Source organism: Tepidibacillus decaturensis (assembly GCF_001561915.1).
Taxonomy (GTDB): Bacteria; Bacillota; Bacilli; order Tepidibacillales; family Tepidibacillaceae; genus Tepidibacillus_B; species Tepidibacillus_B infernus.
The window spans coordinates 2,397,303-2,417,791 of the sequence record NZ_LSKU01000001.1 but is presented as its reverse complement, the minus strand read 5'-3'; the positions used below and the strand labels follow the sequence as shown (position 1 = coordinate 2,417,791).

The window sequence follows — 20,489 nt, the reverse complement described above, 5'->3', positions numbered from 1 at the left end:
TAGGTGGCGGGTAGTTCACGTTTATAAAATACATAATAAAGGTTTAAAGGTGGTAAAATTCATGGAAAACGTTGAAGAAATATCTTTAAGGGAATTGATTGAGATTTTGCTTCGAGGGAAGAAAACCATTGCAGTCGTTACTCTAGCAGCAATGTTTGTAAGTGCTATTATCAGCTTTTTTGTTCTCTCGCCTACATATCAAATAACAACGGCGGTTGTTGTTAAACAAATAAAAGGGACAGAAAGTAGTTCAATTATCAGTAAGATGATGAACCAAGAAGAAGTTCCAATTAATACGTTGATAAGCGCATTCGATAATGTCATTGCTGGTTCTAGAATGTTAGAACAAGTAAAGAAAATTTCACCAGAATGGAAAGGGATTCAATCTGGAGCATTAAATAACTTGATTAAAGTAGATTTAGTAAAAGATACAATGACTGTCAATCTTACAGTTAACGCTCATTCTGCAAAAGATGCAGTCGCATTAGCTAACATTGTTACAGCAAGGTTTCAACAATTTATTGAAGATCAAAACTTCGATACGTTATCAGCAAATGTAAAATCTACGAAGAGACAAGTGGAAATGGATATGGCTTTATTAAAAAATAAATTAGCTAAGATTAAAGAAGAAATGGCAAAGGTCGATAAGTCTCTTATCTATCAAAAGTCGATTGTAGATGATCCCTATCTACAGGAATTAGCAGCCCGATTAGGGAATACAAATGTGGTAAATATAAGTAAATTGACTGTTCAAAATGAGGAACCAAATCCTGCTTACATTAAGTATTTGGAAGATTATGCTGCTAACCAATTGGCTCTAAGTGATCTTGAAAGTCAACATACTGAATTAACAAAGGCAGAGGGTCAACTAAAAGAGATTGCAAAAGAAACAGGAATTAAGGCTTCTGTTGTACGAAATGTCATTGAACCTGAAAATCCAGTGAAACCAAATAAATTATTAAATGTGGCAATCGCAACTGTGTTGGGCTTTATGCTAGGAGTTTTTTGGGTTTTCTTGAAAGAATATTGGAATAGCACAAGTTCTTCAGTAGATATAAGAAAAGCAGTTGTTGTAGATACAAAAGATTAAACTTGAATCAAAGTAAAGGACGGGGAGGAATCTTGAGCTTTCGCCTGCGCTATTTATTGTTAACGTTGATTGACTCTGTAATTATTGCAGTATCTGTCATTATGGCATATTTTTTACGTTTTGATTTTAAAGTAAGGACAGAACTGTTTATCTTTATCCCATATGTAATCATCATGCATTTGGCAATTATTTTAATTGTTTTTAACTCAATGAGATTATATAAAAGGGTTTGGCAATATGCCAGTATTGGAGAACTGATTTCCATAGTAAAGGCAGTAACCATTTCGGAAGTGTTTTTCTTTTCCTTTCATAGTTTAATACAATATATGTACCCGAATGTAGTAGTCCCCCGTTCCATTTACTTATTATCTTTAATGTTAATTATTGCTGGAATAGGAGGATCTCGTTTAACTTGGCGAATCATTCGCGATGATTATCTAAAAATCCAGCCCTATCATAAAAGGGCTTTGATTATTGGTGCAGGGAATGCAGGGGCATTGATCGCTAAAGAATTAAAACATTCTCCAGATACGGAATTTTACCCTGTTGCTTTTATCGATGATAATCCTTCCAAGCTTAATTTAGAGGTACTTGGCCTACCAATTGTAGGGACAAGGGAAGATATCGTAAATGCAGTAGAAAGGTATGGTATTCAAGAAATCATCATTGCAATCCCATCTGCTCCAAAATCAGAAATTGCTGAAATCATTAATATTTGTAAGCAAACAAAAGCGAATATTAAAATATTGCCAAGAGTTTCAGATTTGGTGTCGGGGAAAATTAGTGTAAAAATGATTCGTGATGTTCATGTAGAAGATTTATTAGGGCGCGAACCAATAGAAATAGATTTATCTAGTATTGTTGGATATGTAAATGAGAAAGTCGTTTTAATCACAGGGGCAGGTGGATCAATTGGATCTGAACTATGTAGACAGATAGCTCCTTTTTCACCTAAAAGGCTATTATTACTTGGACATGGGGAAAATAGTATCTATGAAATAGAGTTAGAACTAAGAAGAAAATATCCAAATTTAGAATTAGAAACGATTATTGCCGATATTCAAGACAATCGAAGATTGAACCATGTTTTTGAGACGTACCGACCAAATGTCGTTTTTCATGCTGCAGCTCATAAACACGTTCCTCTTATGGAACGAAATCCTAGTGAAGCAGTAAAAAATAATATTTTTGGTACGAAAAATGTTGCAGAATGTGCGCATGAATATGGAGCAACTCACTTTGTAATGATATCTACAGATAAGGCGGTTAATCCCACCAGTATCATGGGCACAACCAAACGAATTGCCGAGATGATTGTTCAACATTTAAATGCTATTAGCAACACGAAATTTGTTGCCGTTCGTTTTGGCAATGTTCTTGGTAGTCGAGGTAGTGTTATTCCTATTTTTAAACAACAGATTTTACAAGGCGGCCCTGTTACCGTAACTCATCCTGAGATGGTTCGTTATTTTATGACGATTCCAGAGGCTGTACAACTTGTTATTCAAGCAGGAGCTCTTGCTCATGGCGGAGAGACATTTATCCTTGATATGGGAAAACCGGTAAAGATAGATACTTTGGCTCGAGACTTGATTAGATTATCTGGCTTTGAACCAGATAAAGATATTAAAATTGAATACACAGGGATACGTCCTGGTGAGAAACTATTTGAAGAAATATTAACAGATGAAGAAGGCACAAAGGCAACAAAACACGATCGAATTTTTGTTGGAAGACCAATAGAGTATGATAAAGATAATTTGTTTAAAATGATAGATAAATTAAAAAATATAGTATCAAGTAACAAATCTTCATCTAATGAAATTAAAAAAATATTAAAAACAATTGTCCCGACATATCATTTTAACAGTGAAACAAAGTTAAACGTAATTAATAGAAATAATTATAATTCTAATATTAAACAAGACCTTGAGATTGAGTTATCAAAACAAGAGCTGAAATTAGCAAAGATAGAATTAGCTTCTGGGTTAGAAAGTAAAGCCACTCCCTAAGGAGTGGCTTTACTTTTGAGTATGAATTTATTTTTCCCAAGTTGTATAAATGTCAACTAAAATTTGATCTATCCCTAAAGGTTGGCCTAATTTTTTAAATTCATTGACTTTACTTGGTTGTTTTAATTTATCATAAGCATAAATTGTCCAAGCAATTGCCTGTTTTTTAATGTTCTCATCTTTTTGTTTTGTTAATGGAATAAGTAAGTTTAAGCCCTCATTATATTTTCCTTCAATAATATACGTTTGTCCAACATATTGAAGCATCGTTGGAGAAGGACGAAACGTTGAGTACCGTAATGTTGGAATTTGTTGATCAAGGTATCTTCTTTTTTCCATCAACTTGTTATATAATGGTTTAATTTGATCTAGTAGCTTTTGGGAATTGTCTAATTTACCTTGTTCCTTATTGTATTGTGCATAATTAAATAAATAGACAATTTTTTGAGTATATAGAGGTTCTCTCCATGAACCATTCTTAATTCCTTTATCCAATACTTCTATTGAATCTTTTATATACCCCATCGCCCCCATCTTTTGCGATAGTTGTAATAAAAAACTTGAATCTTTACGTCTGTTATCTTTTAAGGTGATGATTTCTTTCGTAATATCATTAACTATTTTCTTGTCTTGATTATATCCACTAATAGATTGCAACACGTTTATCTTTGTCATTCGATAATCTAATTGATAGGGATTCGCTTTAATTGCTTTATCCATGATTCCTTCTGCTTCAACCAGAGTTTTACCAGTAAATTGCGTCATTAGCCTTTCAGCATAGACAAAACGCCCCAACCAGATGATACTTATGAAACTGATAATAGTTAGAACCGTAAAGAAGGAATAGGGAATTGCCTTATCTTTTAATAATTGAAGTTTTATATCAAATGGTTCAGTAATTAAAGCTAAAAGAACCATGATAATCGCTGAGAAATAGGCAAAAGACATATTAAAGTCAATAAAACTATGAGCTAATAAGAAAAGCACTGCAAAACCAAAAGTGACCATTTGATTTTTTCTATCCGTATCCATTAACTTGAAAGATCGAATGAGATCATAGAAGATACTAGCAAAAAAACCTAAAAGAAAGATAAAGCCTATGATTCCAACTTCTAAGATCGTTTGTAGGTAAAAGTTATGTGCCTGTGCTGAGGTATAAGGGTATGTTTGGTAACGCTCATAGAGTTGTCTCCAAGACCCACCACCAGCACCGAACCATAGATAATCCTTCATCATGTTTGTTGCATCATGATTAAAGAGGTTTCTTTGTACTACACTATTTGTTTCAAGATTGATAGTAGCTATTCTTTGTTGAATAGATTTAGGCAGTTTATCTAAAAAAACACCATCTTTGATCACAAAAAAAACTATCAGGATACCAATAACTAAGAGAATTGGAAATAGCCAACGTAGCTTTTTTACGTTAACTAATTTATTGTTAATTTTAGAGATCAAATAATGAGAAATAAAATAAATAGAAAAAACCACAACAGATGTAATTCCAATCAATAAAAACCCGGTTGAACTGTTTTTATCAACAATCGTTTGATTTAGTTTTTCAATAGTAAATAGTAATCCAAATCCTATTAAAAGAGAATGAATAAGGTATAGTAACTGCTCACGAAACTTGAGAATGAAGATCGGAATCACCCATATCAGAGCAAAGAATAACCATGCCCCTCTTGAATAGGTAAAGATCATCGTAATAAATAATAGAAAAGATCCAATAGAAGAGAAAGCAAATCCTTTCTTTTCAGATGTTGAACGAATAAGAAGGCTCATCAATCCAGCCGCTAAAAAGGCGCCTAATGTATTTGGATATTGAAAAACAGAAGATATACGATTTCCTAAAAATGCATCTCTAAAATCTACTAACTGATAAGCACCTAACCAACCAAAAATAGCAATCCAAATTGTTGAGAGGATAAAAGCAGCCCAAATCAGATCTTTCATCCATTTCTTTTCTTTTAGTAAATAAACCCCAATAAAAATAGAAGCGTACATTACCCAACGAAAGAATTGTTGAAAAGCGAGTAATTGATTTTCAGCACGAAAGACATTGATTCCATAAATTACAGGGATAAGCAAGAGGAACCAAACAGCAGGCAGCTGAAAAGCATTTTTAGTTTCTTTCATATTGGTGAAGATCATTAACAAAACAATAGAAATCATTCCTAATTCAATCCAATAAAAATCAACATCAAAAAATAAACCTCTTAGATAAGGGGCACCTATTATAAAGGCGAGTATACTAGCTAACCCAAGATAGTTGATCGATTTTCTAACCAATTGCACCTTTATTCACCACTCCATTACATAAATTCAATATTTTTTCTTTAGTTGAAATATACAAACTTAATCTTTTGTGGGCTATTATGATCGTACCACGTTTGTCAATTGAAGAACACCTTTTATCAGAAAAAAAGTGAGATTTGTCGCAAAATAGAAGGGTTTGGAAGAACTGTGTCGAATAAGTTAAAAGATACAAAAATACAGCAGGGAGTGGTTTGATGAGGAAGCTACGGACACTTAACGTTGTACTCGTATTTATTTTAGTCTTTGCCTTAATTCCATTTGGGGCATTTGCCAATGCAGAAGGGTTTTCTCCATTTAAAGATGTGGGGAATAAACATTGGGGACTGCAATATATTTTAAAAATGCAGCTGCGTGGTGTTGTAACAGGGTATGGGGATGGTCGCTTTCAGCCAGATAAAACGGTATCACAGTTAGAGGCTGTCGTGATGGCAGTTCGAGCAATGGGTTTAGAAGATGAGGCTAAAACTGCTAATACGACACAAATCGACAATTTAGGATTATCCTTACCAAAAGGTTGGAATGCAATTGGATATGTTGCTGTTGCTGCGCAAAAAGGTCTAATCGAAGCAGATTTATTCAACCCAAATCAAGGTGCTTCAAGAGCATGGGTGGCTCAATTGATCATTCGAATGATTGGTGCAGAAAATGAAGTAGGAAGCACTGCAACAACAAGCTTCGTAGATGATTCTTCCATTCCAAGTTATTTAAAGGGCTATGTTGCATTAGCATCAGAAAAAGGAATCATTACTGGAAGCTATAACGCAAATAGCCAACTTCAATTTAACCCGAATTCAACCGTAACAAGGGCACAATTAGCTACAATGATTGGCAGAACTGACCGTTTTATGGCAGATGTGGATGGTCAATTACCTGTAGGTACCATTCAATCAATAACCAATAATATTTATACCATTAAAACGGAAGACGGCGTTACAGGAACATACATCTTTTCAAGTAAAGCTGCTTTATATAATCCAGATGGTTCAAGCATTCAACTTGCAGATTTAAAGCAAGGTGATCAAATTCGTTTTGGAGTAGATAGCCAAGGCTATATTGTTTATCTAGAGCAGCTAGATGAAGTTATGCCAGTTAACCAGACGCAGATTACAGGAACGATTGTACAACATCTTGTGGCAGATCAATTGCTTACCATCAAAGATGAAAATGGAAAATTGAATGTTTATCGTTATGATCAAAATACAAAAGTAAAATCTAGTTCTACAGTTTCTGTAGATATTTCAAGCCTAGCTGTTGGAAATGAAGTCATACTATATTTAGACATGGAAAATAAAATCCTGACGATTGAATTAACATCTAACTTAAACCTATCCAATAATAAAGGAACGATTTATTCCCTTGATCTAGAAAATAAGATCATCATGATAGAAGATAATGGAAAATATAGAGCCTTCTCCTTATCTGACCAAGTCATTGTCGAGTATGCAGGTGTTCGCTTTCCAACGGTAAAAGACTTACAAAAAGGTGATCAAGTTGAGCTTGTCGTGGAAAATGATCAAGTTACTACGATTCGGATGATTCAACCCTATCAAAATGTAACCCTAAACGGTAAAGTTGTGGTTGTATCCACATCAGACCAAATTTTAACCCTTCGCCTAACGGATGGTTCTCTAAAAGCATATGAAATATCTGAACAAGCAGATATTCAAATTGAAGGGATTAACAATGCAACCTTAGCGGATTTAAAAGTGGATGATGAAGTCAGCTTTACTGTAGAAAACCAACGCCTTGTTTCCTTAACAGTACTCAATCGTTTCTATCTTAGCGATTTAACAGGAACGGTTAAAAGTATTGATACGGTGAATCGCTATCTAACAATTGAGAATAGTAAAGGGGAATTAAAGACATATCCCATTGATGACTATGTTGACCTAGATCTTGATTTAAGATATCCAGAGATCGAAGATATTGAAGTAGGGATGAAAGTTTCCTTGAAATTAAAAGATAATCTCATTTATGCAATCACCTTAAATAATACGGTTGAAGGTGAGTTTGTTCGGATTGATGATCAGGAAGATTTTATTACCCTTAAAAACGAACAACGTCAAACTTTAACTTATCGGTTAGATCCAGATGTAGACGTAAATATTGCCAATGAAACCAGACCTGACTTATCTGATTTAGAGGTTGGACAGGAAATAATCGTAACGATTAAACAAGAAGTCGTTACAAAAATTGACGTAAGAACTGCAGGAACCTATACCTTAACGGATATCAGTACGAGTAGAAAAAGAATTACAGTGGATATTGATGGAGATGAAGACTACTACTATTTATCTAGCTCGACCACTCTATCCATTCCAAACGTATCAAAACCAACGATCGAGGACTTAAAAGAAGGAGATACAGTACAATTAACATTTATCGGCGACGATTTGGAACGTATAGACGTTATTCCACCAACATATGGAACGATTGCTTCAATTGAAACCTACCGAGAGCAACTCATTCTAAATACCTCTGATGGACAAAAAACGATCAGTCTAAATAACTCGGTAACTGTTTATAATAGTAACGGTACTGAAATGTCGATCAATAATCTAAAGACAGATGATTATGTCAAAGTGGTTGAAGTGGGTAGTGAAATCCTGATCACACAAATGGAAAAAGTATCAGGAACACTAACAACCGTCAATGTAAATGATGGAAGAATCTATATCCAAGATACCTCAGGAATGTACAAGTCCTATCAATTAGCAAAAGATGTTCGTGTTTGGAAAGGTACTGCAACCTATCACTTAGGAGATTTACAACAGGGCCAATCCTTAACCTTGTACCTTTTGGATGATGTAGTGATTGGGATTAAAGTAAATTAAAATTCAATTATCTAGTTTAGAAGAGGCCTTATCTTGATCGATATAGATAAGGTATGATATAAAGCTAAATAAATCAGAAAGGATTGCTAATGCAGCAAAAATATTAAAATCTAGAAAATGCAAGTAGTTAGCTTATTAAGTTTAATTGAGGCAACTCAAGATGAGACTGAAACCTTTCTACACAAAAATGCAATTCCAAATGAAAAAAGAGCTTTAACTCGTACTAGCTTAGTAGTGGATGCTAGAAAACTGTGAACTAGTTTATGATTTAATTGGTTTACGAATTGTTTGTGTAGAATATGATGATATCCCATATCTAAATGATTTTTATTTAAAAAATGATTTTAAGATTCTTCAAGTAAATAGGAATCAAAAAATACTAGCATATTTAAGATTTTAGTATGTATAGAACCCATAATTTTATAGGGTTCTTTTTTTACTTTTATACGGAAAAGGCTACTCCCCAAAGAACTCTTTCACTAAATCAATAAATTTCCAAACAATTTCCGGTATAAACCTGTTCTTTACATAAGCTAAATATACTGTTCTCTCTACCGATATATCTTTTATTGATTTCACAACATTAACCGTTTTTGCATATTTAACATAATTTTCTGGAACAAGAGTGATTCCCAAATTTTTTTCGATTAAGTGGGTAGCTGTCTCAAACCTTTCTATTTCAAATTGTATGTTTGGCTTGATTCCTAATTGGCGGAAAGCATTTAAGATATCCTCACGTGATTGAAAACCTTCTTTGCAAACAATCAAATGATCTTCCGCTAATTCTGCTAAATGGATAAAAGGCTGAGATGCAAGGGAATGGGTTGGTGGTAAAAGAGCAACCAATTTTTCCATATAAATTGGAATGACATGGATCTCTTCCCGATTAAGAGGTTGATTCGTGATCGCAAGATGAATATCAAAATTAAGAAGTGCTTTTTCTACTTCCTCTAAGCTTAATATTTCCAATAGTTTGATGCGAACTTCTTTGTACTGTTCTTTCAAAGCAATCACAATCTCCGGTAACCAAAGCATAGAGCTTTCAATTAAGCCTATTTCCAATTCAGCTGGACCTGTATGCTTCATTTTCTTTACTTCTTTATTGATATGCTCATGATGGCGGATCAGCTTTTTTGCTTCTTGATAAAAAAAATCTCCTTCCCTCGTTAATTGGAAATTTCTCGTATCCCTATCAATTAACTTTAATCCAATTTCTTTTTCTAACTTTTTAATGGCATTGCTTAAAGAAGGCTGGGAGATGTGCAAATGTTCTGCAGCTTTCGTAAAACTTCTCTGTTCAACTAGCGTTACAAAGTATTTTAATTCACGAGCATCCATTCTTCTCACCTACATTTTATAGTTAATCGCTATAAATCTATTTTAAATAGGTATTTGTATCCCCATCATATCGAAAATATAATGGAATTAAAAGATCATGAAAATATAAAAAATTCTAAAAATGAAGAATATCTGGAGGTGAACTGCAATTTATCGTAATGCAAAAGAAAATCTATGGGTTGGCAGAAAGGATGGGGTAGACAAAGCTAGTTTACGTCTCCATCAAAGAGTGCAATGTTATCCAATTGATCATTTGCCATTATCAGATACAGAAAAAGAAATAGCAATTATTGGGTTCCAATGCGACGAAGGGGTGAAAAGAAACAAAGGGCGAATAGGAGCAGGCAAGGCTCCAGATGAAATCAGGAAATATTTAGCAAACTTGCCTTACCATTTAGAAGAAGATTCAAATATTATCGATGTAGGAAATGTGGTTTGTGAGGATGGAAACTTGGAAGAGTCGCAAAGGGAATTAGGTCTGTATGTAAGGGAATTGTTATATCAATCGAAATTCCCAATCATCCTCGGCGGTGGTCATGAAACCTTATTTGGACATTATCTTGGTGCTAGAGCTTTCTTAGGGGATGAGCCTTCGCTTGGAATCATTAATATTGATGCTCATTTTGATTTACGTGTTGAACCATTTGCTACTTCTGGAACAATGTTTAAGCAAATTTTAGATAAGGATCATCAAGTAGGGTATTTGGCTTTAGGGATTCAACGATTTGGAAATACCAAAAAACTATTTGAAACAGCAGAGGCCTACCATTGTACATACCTTTATGAAGAAGAGGTGGAAAAGATTGAACAAACCATTCAAGTGATTGATCGATTTTCTCAAACATATGATTATATGATCCTCACTTTGTGTTTTGATGCGATCCATTTAAATGCAGCTCCAGGTGTAAGTGCCCCATCTCCATTTGGGTTAGAACCAAAAACGGTGCGAAAATTGTTGCGGTATATTGCCAAAAAGGAAAACCTGCTTAGTTTTGATCTTTCAGAAGTTAATCCACAATTAGATGAAAACGGAAAAACAGCACGGTTAGCTGCTTATTTGCTAGCTGAATTGATGATGAGTATGTCTGATTATAAATTGTAAGAGTTTTATTTTTTGAAAGGAGTGGTTGGTGTGTCATTAGAGAAGGTTGAACAATATAGAGGGAACATATTGCATACAAAAGGATGGATCCAAGAAGCTGCCTTAAGAATGCTAAATAACAATTTAAATCCAGAAGTAGCCGAAAAGCCAGCAGAATTAATTGTTTATGGTGGAATTGGCAAAGCCGCACGCAATTGGGAGGCTTACGAAGCAATTGTGAGGGAATTAAAACAGTTAGAAAATGACGAAACCTTACTTATTCAATCTGGGAAACCAGTAGCTGTTTTCCGCACTCATCAAGATGCGCCAAGGGTTTTGATCGCGAACTCCAATTTAGTACCTGCATGGGCCAATTGGGAACATTTTAACAAATTGGAGAAAAAGGGATTAATCATGTATGGGCAAATGACCGCTGGGAGCTGGATTTATATAGGAAGTCAAGGAATTGTACAAGGAACTTATGAAACTTTTGCTGAACTTGCTCGCCAACATTTTAAAGGGACTTTACAAGGAAAGATCATCCTTACAGCAGGTCTTGGGGGAATGGGCGGAGCACAGCCATTAGCGGTTACAATGAATAAAGGGATCTGTATTGCAGTTGAAGTTGATCCTGAACGAATGGAAAGGCGTATTAAAACGAAATATTTGGATACATCCACAGATGATTTGGATAAAGCAATTGAAATGGCAAGACAAGCTGCAAAGGAAGGAACCCCTCTTTCGATTGGCCTACTAGGAAATGCCGCGGAAGTATTGCCGCAAATGTTGGAAAAAGGGTTTATCCCTGATGTATTAACCGATCAAACCTCAGCCCACGATCCGCTAAATGGCTATATCCCTGCAAACTTCACTTTAGCTGAAGCATCTGAACTAAGGAAAAACGACAAAGAAAAATATGTTGAATTAGCGAAGAAAAGTATTGCTGAACATGTTAAAGCAATGTTAGAAATGCAGAAAAAAGGTGCGATTACCTTCGATTATGGCAACAATATCCGTCAAGTGGCAAAGGATCAAGGAGTTGAACAAGCCTTTGATTTCCCTGGGTTTGTACCTGCTTATATTCGCCCGCAATTTTGTGAAGGAAAAGGACCATTTCGCTGGGTAGCATTATCCGGGGATCCAGAAGACATTTATAAAACAGATGAAGTGATTTTAAGGGAATTTAGTTATAATGAACCATTATGTAATTGGATTCGGATGGCACGTGAAAAAATTAGTTTCCAAGGGTATCCTGCACGAATTTGTTGGCTTGGTTATGGAGAACGAGCCAGATTTGGCAAATTGATCAATGATATGGTTGCAAGTGGAGAGCTAAAAGCACCGATTGTGATAGGCAGAGATCACTTAGACTCAGGATCTGTGGCTTCACCCAACCGCGAAACTGAGGCAATGAAAGACGACAGTGATGCAGTGGCGGATTGGCCTATATTAAACGCGCTTATTAATAGTGTGGCAGGTGCAAGTTGGGTTAGTGTTCATCATGGTGGTGGTGTTGGGATGGGTTACTCCATCCATGCAGGAATGGTTGTTGTTGCTGATGGAACTAAGGAAGCAGAAAAACGCCTAGAAAGAGTACTTACAACTGATCCTGGGATGGGAGTCGTTCGACACGTTGACGCCGGGTATGAGTTAGCAATCAAAACGGCAAAAGAAAATGGGATTCATATTCCAATGCTGAATGACTAGAGGGTTATAAAATGTTATACATTAAAAAAGCAGCACAGTTAATTACATTGCAAGGTCATTCAGATACACCAGCGATAAAAGAGCAAATGAAGAATCTTTATGTAATCGAAAATGGGAGCGTTTTGGTTCAAGAAAATAAAATTTTAGCGGTAGGCAAGGACGAAGATATACGACAACAATTTCACGAGGTAATAGATAAGGCTGAAGTGATTAAAGCGGAAAATAAAATCGTTACACCTGGACTTATCGATCCGCATACCCATCTCGTCTATGCTGGTTCAAGGGAAAAAGAGTATGTGATGAGACTTCAAGGAAAAACCTATATGGATATTATGAATGAGGGAGGAGGGATTCATGCTACTACACGCGCAACACAAGAGTCTAGCTTCGAACAGCTTTATATGGAAACAGCAAAGCGGTTAGATGTATTTTTATTGAACGGAGTTACAACAGTCGAAATAAAGAGTGGATACGGTTTAAGTCTTGAGCACGAATTAAAACAATTAAAAGTTGCAAAGCAATTAAATGAAGATCATGCAGTCGATATTGTCTCCACATTTATGGGTGCTCATGCTGTATCACCTATGTTTAAAACAAATCCGGATCTTTTTGTAGATCAAATCATTCAGGAGATGATTCCTGCCGTAGCTGAAAGTCGAATAGCAGAATTTAATGATGTTTTTTGTGAGAAAGGTGTTTTTACACCTGAACAATCCCGCCGCATTCTTGAGGCTGGAAAACAGTTTGGTTTAATCCCCAAAATACATGCTGATGAAATTGAACCATATGGAGGGGCTGAACTTGCGGTAGAGGTTGGAGCGATTTCAGCAGATCATCTATTAAACGCGTCTGAAAGAGGAATCAAAATGATGGCTGAAAAGGGAGTAATAGGAGTACTTCTTCCAGGAACGGCATTTTTCCTAATGGCCAAGTTTGCTCCAGCAAGAAAGATGATTGATAGTGGCATTCCAATTGCCTTATCTACCGACGCGAACCCGGGCTCTTCTCCTACATTTTCACTTCAATTTATAATGAATTTGGGATGTCTACAAATGGGGATGACACCTGAGGAAACAATTACGGCTACAACGATTAATGCCGCCCATGCCATCGGACGTGCTAAAGAAATTGGTAGCCTAGAGCCAGGGAAGAAAGCAGACATCGCTATTTTTAATGTACCGAATTATTTATTTCTTTCCTATCAGTATGGAATGAATCATATTGATACAGTGATCAAAAGTGGAGTTTTAGTTGTAAAAGAAGGGAAAATAGTTATTTAAACATACTCTTTAAGCCTTATAACCCCTAGTAAAAATTTTGCTAGGGGAAGTTTCAAAAAATAATAGTCTGAATATTTAAAATTTTAGAGAAGAGGTGTGTCTATGAGTAAGATTGAAACGGTTAATCCTGAAATAAAACAAATCAGGACAAATAATAGTAAAAACATTGCAAAATTTAGTGTTTATAGTTTAATTGGGATTTTTATGTTCTTTATTCCAATTACGATCAATGGCAAATCTTCCATTATGCTTGATCATCTCGTTACTTTTGTTCGTGATCTTGTTCCTAATCTGGTACCTTATTATTTGTTAATCATAATTGCATCGGGTGCTATTTATCCATTTGTAAAAGGAACTTGGAAAAAGGATAAGGTAAATATTGTATTATCCTTTTTTAAAATCCTAGGTTTAATTATAGCATTTATGATTAATTTTCAATTTGGCCCTGCTTGGCTTTTTACACCAGATATGGGACCATTCCTATTTAATAGTTTGGTCACTCCAGTAGGTATATTGGTTCCGATTGGAGCAGTTTTCCTAGCTATGCTCGTTAGTTACGGGTTATTAGAATTTATAGGTGTTCTCATGCAACCTATTATGCGACCTGTATGGAAAACACCAGGAAGATCTGCGATTGATGCTGTTGCCTCATTTGTCGGAAGCTATTCAATTGGACTGTTAATTACGAACAGGGTATTTAAAGAAGGGAAATACACAATTAAAGAAGCTGCAATAATCGCAACTGGTTTTTCGACTGTTTCGGCAACATTTATGGTTGTTGTAGCCAAAACACTTGGATTAATGGACATTTGGAATATTTATTTCTGGGTTACACTTATTGTAACGTTTTTAGTAACAGTCATTACAGTTCGTTTATGGCCGTTAAGTAAAATGAGTGATGGTTATTATAACGATATTGATGGTCAGCCAGAAGAAAAATTTCAAAAGGATCGCTTAAAAGTAGCTTGGAAGGAAGCAATGAATGTGGCCGAACAAGCACCTAATCTATTATTAAATATTTGGATGAACTTAAAAGACGGATTAGTGATGACAATGGCAATCCTTCCTTCAATCATGTCCATAGGTTTATTAGGATTAGTACTCGCAGAATATACTCCGGTATTTGATATTCTTGGCTATATTTTTTATCCTTTTACATGGCTTGTTCGTTTGCCTGAACCATTTTTAGCTGCTAAAGCAGCTTCAATGGAAATTGCAGAAATGTTTTTACCTGCTTTATTAGTTACAGAAGCAACATTAATAACGAAATTTGTTATTGGTGTGGTTAGTGTTTCAGCTATTATCTTTTTTTCAGCCGTCGTGCCGGTTATTTTGTCGACCGATATCCCCATCAGCATTCTTAAGTTATTAGTAATCTGGATAGAAAGAACGATTCTAACGATTGTTATTACAGCACCGATTGCATATTTACTGCTATAATGACTTGGTCAAGTATTATTGTATTTATGCAGTTATTGTGAGTTAACTAATAAGTTAAGTCCTCCTTGGATTATGTTATTCCTAGGAGGTTTTTTAAGTTTAGATTTATGTTTATTAAAGGAAATTTCCATTCGATAAAGTTATGTTTGCTGTTATATTCGAATAATATTGACTAAAAAAGGTGGTAATATTTATAATATTATTATTCGATAAGTAAATATGAAAGGTGTGTATCGAATGAATGCGGTTTATAAACAATTACCATCCTTGATTCGGGCTTCTTTAGAAGGAGATATAAGAACTGTTGAAATGTCTGCTCTTTCAATAATTAGAAAAATAAAAGAGGATGACCCAAAATTATCGATGGAATTAGCAGAAATTATTTCTACATATAGCGCTGGGGCGCCGCTCACTAGGTCAATAGGTATTACACCTCCCCCGGTTGACAATGAATCTTTTATGTCATTAGTAAATGTTAACGACTCAACAACATTTGATGAAATTGTTGTTTTAGATAACCATGTAGAACGATTAATTAAACAATTTTTAGCGGAAAGAAAACAAATTTCAAAATTAATAGCTAATGATTTAAAACCACCTAATAGTATTTTGTTTTATGGACCACCAGGAGTTGGGAAAACTTTATTATCCAAGTTTATAGCCCATAGTTTATCATTGCCTTTAATAACGTTAGATTTATCGTCTGCAATATCAAGCTATTTAGGTAAAACCGGGCAGAACCTGAAGAAAGTTCTAGATTATGGGAAAAACAATCCATCGGTACTTCTCCTTGATGAATTCGATGCAGTGGCAAAAAGAAGAGATGATCCAACTGACTTAGGGGAATTAAAAAGAATTGTTAATGTGCTACTAAAGGAATTAGAAGAATGGCCAACTCATTCAATTATAATTGGGGCAACCAATCATCATGAATTCTTGGATAAGGCAATTTGGAGAAGATTTGATTTAAAAATTGAAATACCATTACCAGGTGAAGAACAAAGATTTAAGTTATGGAAATTAAATATGAACAAAGGAACTATAGAAATTCAAGATATAATTATAAAAGCGATAGCTAAAGCGTTTAATCATGTTAGTCCGTCGGATATTAAACAAATCAGTCAATATGTACTTCGTCAAACTATCATTAATGGTTCCGATCCCATAAAGGTACTAATTGAAAAATTAAGAGAAGTGAATAATGATGACCGTTCAAACTTTAATAAAATTTTAATTTTTGCATTAAAGGAAATTTATGAAGGGAAAATATCCCAAGCGAAGATTGCTAATTTATTAGGTATTAGTGTTTCAACAGTGAATCATCATCTAAAGTCAAGTATTAAATAAAGTGTTAAGGGGGGAGAATGTTATGTCTGACAGGTCAAAACAGGATTATATGCCGATAATAGGCAATGGTGAAAAGATGATTGAACCTATTCAGAAATCATATGGGGGAGGAGAAACGGTATATCCAAGAAGTTACAATGAAGCAAAAAATAGAGTTAAAAAACAAGTAGAAGAGGTAAAGTTGCGAATAGAAAAAATTCCAGAAGAAAAAAGAATGAAAGAAGTTGTTATTACTTTAAGGCTAAATGAAAAGTTTCTTGCAAAATCATATACACCTGAAACCCTATTTAGACAAACTCAATTGCAAAATATCGGATCAAGAAGATGGGTATTTCAAAAAGACGATGAATTGAAGTATAGTAAAATGCACTTTGTTAAAATTGATCAAGAGGGTTTATCTTCATTTGATAAAATTCTTTCATCTGACGAGGCTTTGTTGTCGGATAGTTTTAAAAATGATATAAGGAAAATTGAAGAATTTTCCTTATTGGATGTTAGCGAAGTAATTCAGGGCTTTGATGATGATTGGAGGGAAGGGGCCGTTGAATTTGTACTCCACCCATATAATGAAGAAAATGATGTAATGGTTGGGAAATTTAAGGAAAACCTGTTAAACCAAGGGGTACAAGAGAACACAATAAAAATAAGGGAGTATGATGATGGGCCGACGTTTGTTAGCGCAGTGGTGGATATTAAAGTTATAAAAAATATTGCTGATTTTAATCCTTTGAGAACTGTTCATCCTTTAAGATTAAATTTTTTCCCTTCTCTAAGAGGTTCAACGAATGATACCAATTTATTATTACCCCCTATAGGAAAAGCGATTTCCCAAATAAAATTGGGGATTTTCGATGGTGGGATTAATTCGTCGCATCCTTTTTTAACAAAATATAGTAAAGAGAATAAATCTGTAAATACTGTCGCAATTAAAGAAGGTATAGAACATGGTACAGCTGTAGCTGGTGTAGCCCTATATGGAGATTTAAATCAATATGAGGCAAATAACCGGATTGAAGATCCAGTTGTTTTTGTGGAAAGTTTTCGCGTATTACCATTGAGTGACCCAACAGATTTAGATCTATATGAAGCTATTGATTTAATTGAAGAAGTAGTCCCGACTAGACATGATATTGATGTTTATAATTTATCATTTGGTCCTGTTGGTCCAATATTCGATGATGAAATTTCTAGATTTACATATTCATTAGATACATTGGCATGGAACTATCGGAAACTTTTTGTGGTTGCAGTTGGAAATGATGGAGAAAGACCTTCGCCTTATAATAGAATACAATCCCCTGCAGACCTAGTTAATGGACTTGGAGTAGGTGCTTATACTTATGATTACGAGTCTACAAATTGGAAAAGAGCAAGTTATAGCTGCGTAGGTGGGGGTAGAGAAGGGTGCAAGGTAAAACCTGATCTTTGTGCGTTTGGTGGAGATAGTCGATTCCCTATTCATTTATTAAATTTTGCAGATGATAAAACAAAACTACTTTCAGCTGGTACGAGCTTTTCAGCTCCGATAATTGCAAGTAAAGCAGCAGAAATAATAGGAAGATGTAATCGTTTCACTCCATTAGTTGCTAGAGCGCTATTAATACATTCTGCTAAAAACCCAAATCTAGTAGATGAACAAATTGGTTATGGAATAATTGATCAAAGCGTAGACGATATCCTAAGGTGCGATCGAAATCGCGTACACATTATCTATTCTAATTCGATGAACCCTACTGGTTTAGCAAAACTTCCAATACCATTACCTTTAAATATATCTATTTCATCAGATGTACATTTTTCTTGGACAATTGTAACTTTATCAAAAGTAAACCCATTACATATTGAAGATTATACAGAATCGGCAATAGAGGATACTTTCTATCCACATAGTAAGAAATATAAATTTACAAAAGGCAATAAGAGTAAAATCCTAAATATTGATCTGGATAAAATTAAAATTCAAGAGCTGTTAAATGGAGGGTATAAAAAAAGTAGTTTACCAGCTACTAATTCACCTGAACGTTATCAAACTGAGCTTGCAAGAAGAAATGACTTAAAATGGGATACTGTCGTCAAAAAATGGAAACGTATGAAAGTTAACTCCTTAGAGAGACCATTTTTAGTATTACATGGAATGGGTAGGAATGGTAGTAGTAATAGAATTGATTATGCAGTTGTGGTAACCATCAATATTCCTAAATACGCTGGTAATTTATATGAAGACATCTTAAATGAGTTTAGAATTTTGGAACCAATTGAAATTAAAAATAGAAATGAAGTAATGGTTCCAGTGAAATAATTATTCGAAGATGCCTGCGTTGCCGAAGCTAGAGCATGAAACAAAAATAACGTGAGCATTTTTAAATCCATTTTGATATTCTCCTTTCACCTTTAGTTGAAACAACCAATAGCTTACTAATGCAATAACGAACCCTATACTGTCAATCGCCACATCTGACTAGTGCCCAACACGAAATTCAGTTAACGATTGGTGGTATTCATCGCTCATGGCATAAAGAAATAAGACCATGAACATGGAAAGAACCTTATCTATTTTTTATAAGATAGGGTTCTTTCTTTAAACAGGTGGTTTTTTAAAAAAATAAATTGTTGTTGAGATCAAATCGATTAAAAAAGTATAATATTATCTAAAGAATTGTTTTTACACAGAAAATTAAAGGGGGTTTGTATAATGACAATTAATAATGATGAATTAGTTAAATTGATCCGAAACCTTCCTGAATCTGCTAAAAAATCAGCTTATGATTACCTGAAATTTCTGTCCCTAACTCATAAATGTCCAGATTGAGATGAAATATTAGAAATGGAACCAGAAGAAATCGATTTAAGTGAAGAAGAAGAACGCCAACTAAAGAATAACTCAGAATTTGTGTCGTGGGAGGAGTATATATTCTGACAATTGACAATCGTGGTGATGTATATAAATAATCACTAAGAAAAAAGACCTGCAGGTAGTAGGTCTTTTTTGCTTTTATTTTGCCATTTTTTTATTTCCGTGTGGTCTGTTTGACTCTTACAATATGGCAACATTTATGGGATATATTTTCATACCCCTAAGACATTTATCCTAAAATGTTATATTATTTAATCAGAATTCACTAGCGTTGCATAAATATAGTCAAAATTTTCAGTAAAAAAGAAAAGGTGATTCTGTCCATTTGGTAAATATATACATTTAAATACTGGAGTGACAGGAATCATGCTTTTATTTATGTGCTAGATCGTTCGTCAAACCGACGTAACCAAATATATGCTGGCTTACAAATCGCAGCCTTTAACCAGCGAGTGATTTGAAGTAAAGATTTCTTACTCTTCATCTCAAGTTGCACGAGAACATTTAAGCAATAAGTAATTAGTGCTAAGTAGATTTGATTTTGTATTGCCGTTTCACTCATTCCATAAAAATGTTTGATCTCAACATGCTGCTTGAGCCATTAAAAGAATAGTTCAATTGTCCAGCGTGATCGGTAAATTTCACTGATTTCTTCGGCGCTCAAATCAAATCGGTTCGTGATTAACCGAAGGTTATTCCCCTTTGTATCGATCACCTCAAGAAGGCGAAAGATATTTTCTGCCCGTTTTTGTGGTGTCCCGATGTAGACCATTTTATCAGCTAAAACCTTGCTACCTTCGGGAAGAGTAAAACGTTCGATTTCTCGTATGACGGCATTTTTCTTTAGCCTTGATACAAAGAAGTAACCATCATCTGTCATTCGATTAAAACGTTCATAGTCAACATACCCGCGGTCAAACACATTAAGTAGTGCATCACTCATGGCTTGTAAACTCTCGGTTTCATGCAGCTGAGCAAAAAGCAGAAGTTTAATAAAAGCCTCTGTTGTAAGTTTCTTGATGTAGTAATCTTGTTTACCATTTTCAACATGTTCAAAAATTTTTTTAAAATTTATGGGTGAAACCCATTTACCAAATGACGAAATTAGTGTATTCTTGTCCATAACATGAATTCCTTTACTATTGGATTTGGACAGGAATCACCTGTACTTCCATTGTAAAGGATTTTTT

12 protein-coding genes and 1 pseudogene are annotated in these 20,489 nt (G+C 34.6%); 9 read left to right on the top strand and 4 right to left on the bottom strand.

Features of this window, described 5'->3' with window-relative positions; genetic code table 11:
• The first annotated feature begins 61 nt into the window (after positions 1-61).
• Both U473_RS11270 and U473_RS11265 read left to right on the top strand, forming a co-directional pair.
• Entirely contained in the window at positions 62-1,090 is a 1,029-nt protein-coding gene (locus U473_RS11270) for a Wzz/FepE/Etk N-terminal domain-containing protein (protein ID WP_068726418.1), read from the top strand.
• 32 nt (positions 1,091-1,122) lie between these two features.
• On the top strand, positions 1,123-3,102 hold the full coding sequence (locus U473_RS11265; protein ID WP_068726416.1) for a polysaccharide biosynthesis protein: 1,980 nt from the start codon (positions 1,123-1,125) through the stop codon (positions 3,100-3,102).
• A gap of 27 nt (positions 3,103-3,129) precedes the next feature.
• On the opposite strand, the gene U473_RS11260 is transcribed toward U473_RS11265, so the two are convergent.
• Positions 3,130-5,397 carry an O-antigen ligase family protein gene (locus tag U473_RS11260; RefSeq protein WP_068726414.1) on the bottom strand — a complete coding sequence of 756 codons (2,268 nt, stop codon included), beginning with the start codon at positions 5,395-5,397 and terminating at the stop codon, positions 3,130-3,132.
• A gap of 215 nt (positions 5,398-5,612) precedes the next feature.
• Here U473_RS11260 and U473_RS11255 point away from each other — a divergent pair, with 215 nt between their 5' ends.
• Positions 5,613-8,252, top strand: coding sequence for an S-layer homology domain-containing protein (locus U473_RS11255; RefSeq protein WP_068726412.1), 2,640 nt, complete (start codon positions 5,613-5,615; stop codon positions 8,250-8,252).
• A gap of 456 nt (positions 8,253-8,708) precedes the next feature.
• Here U473_RS11255 and U473_RS11250 read toward each other — a convergent pair whose 3' ends face one another.
• Positions 8,709-9,590 (bottom strand): LysR family transcriptional regulator, encoded by an 882-nt coding sequence (locus tag U473_RS11250; RefSeq protein ID WP_068726410.1) that lies wholly within the window; start codon positions 9,588-9,590, stop codon positions 8,709-8,711.
• A 148-nt stretch (positions 9,591-9,738) separates the two neighbouring features.
• Between U473_RS11250 and hutG the strand changes: the two genes are divergently transcribed.
• The 6 genes from hutG to U473_RS11220 all read left to right on the top strand — a co-directional run bounded on the left by hutG (position 9,739) and on the right by U473_RS11220 (position 18,744).
• Positions 9,739-10,692: a formimidoylglutamase gene (hutG, locus tag U473_RS11245; RefSeq protein ID WP_068726408.1), complete on the top strand. Its 954-nt coding sequence runs from the start codon at positions 9,739-9,741 to the stop codon at positions 10,690-10,692.
• Between the two features lie 30 nt (positions 10,693-10,722).
• On the top strand, positions 10,723-12,378 hold the full coding sequence (gene hutU, locus U473_RS11240) for a urocanate hydratase (protein WP_068726406.1): 1,656 nt from the start codon (positions 10,723-10,725) through the stop codon (positions 12,376-12,378).
• A gap of 11 nt (positions 12,379-12,389) precedes the next feature.
• Complete coding sequence (gene hutI / locus U473_RS11235; protein WP_068726404.1) at positions 12,390-13,658, top strand: imidazolonepropionase; 1,269 nt, start codon at positions 12,390-12,392, stop codon at positions 13,656-13,658.
• Between the two features lie 102 nt (positions 13,659-13,760).
• Positions 13,761-15,098: a YjiH family protein gene (locus tag U473_RS11230; protein WP_068726402.1), complete on the top strand. Its 1,338-nt coding sequence runs from the start codon at positions 13,761-13,763 to the stop codon at positions 15,096-15,098.
• A gap of 237 nt (positions 15,099-15,335) precedes the next feature.
• On the top strand, positions 15,336-16,445 hold the full coding sequence (locus U473_RS11225; RefSeq protein ID WP_068727654.1) for an ATP-binding protein: 1,110 nt from the start codon (positions 15,336-15,338) through the stop codon (positions 16,443-16,445).
• Between the two features lie 22 nt (positions 16,446-16,467).
• Positions 16,468-18,744, top strand: coding sequence for a S8 family peptidase (locus tag U473_RS11220; RefSeq protein ID WP_068726400.1), 2,277 nt, complete (start codon positions 16,468-16,470; stop codon positions 18,742-18,744).
• A 159-nt stretch (positions 18,745-18,903) separates the two neighbouring features.
• Here U473_RS11220 and U473_RS15730 read toward each other — a convergent pair whose 3' ends face one another.
• Positions 18,904-18,981 (bottom strand): VanZ family protein, encoded by a 78-nt coding sequence (locus U473_RS15730; RefSeq protein WP_201024221.1) that lies wholly within the window; start codon positions 18,979-18,981, stop codon positions 18,904-18,906.
• 694 nt (positions 18,982-19,675) lie between these two features.
• Positions 19,676-20,422 (bottom strand): annotated as a pseudogene (locus tag U473_RS11210) (IS4 family transposase).
• Between the last annotated feature and the right edge of the window lie 67 nt (positions 20,423-20,489).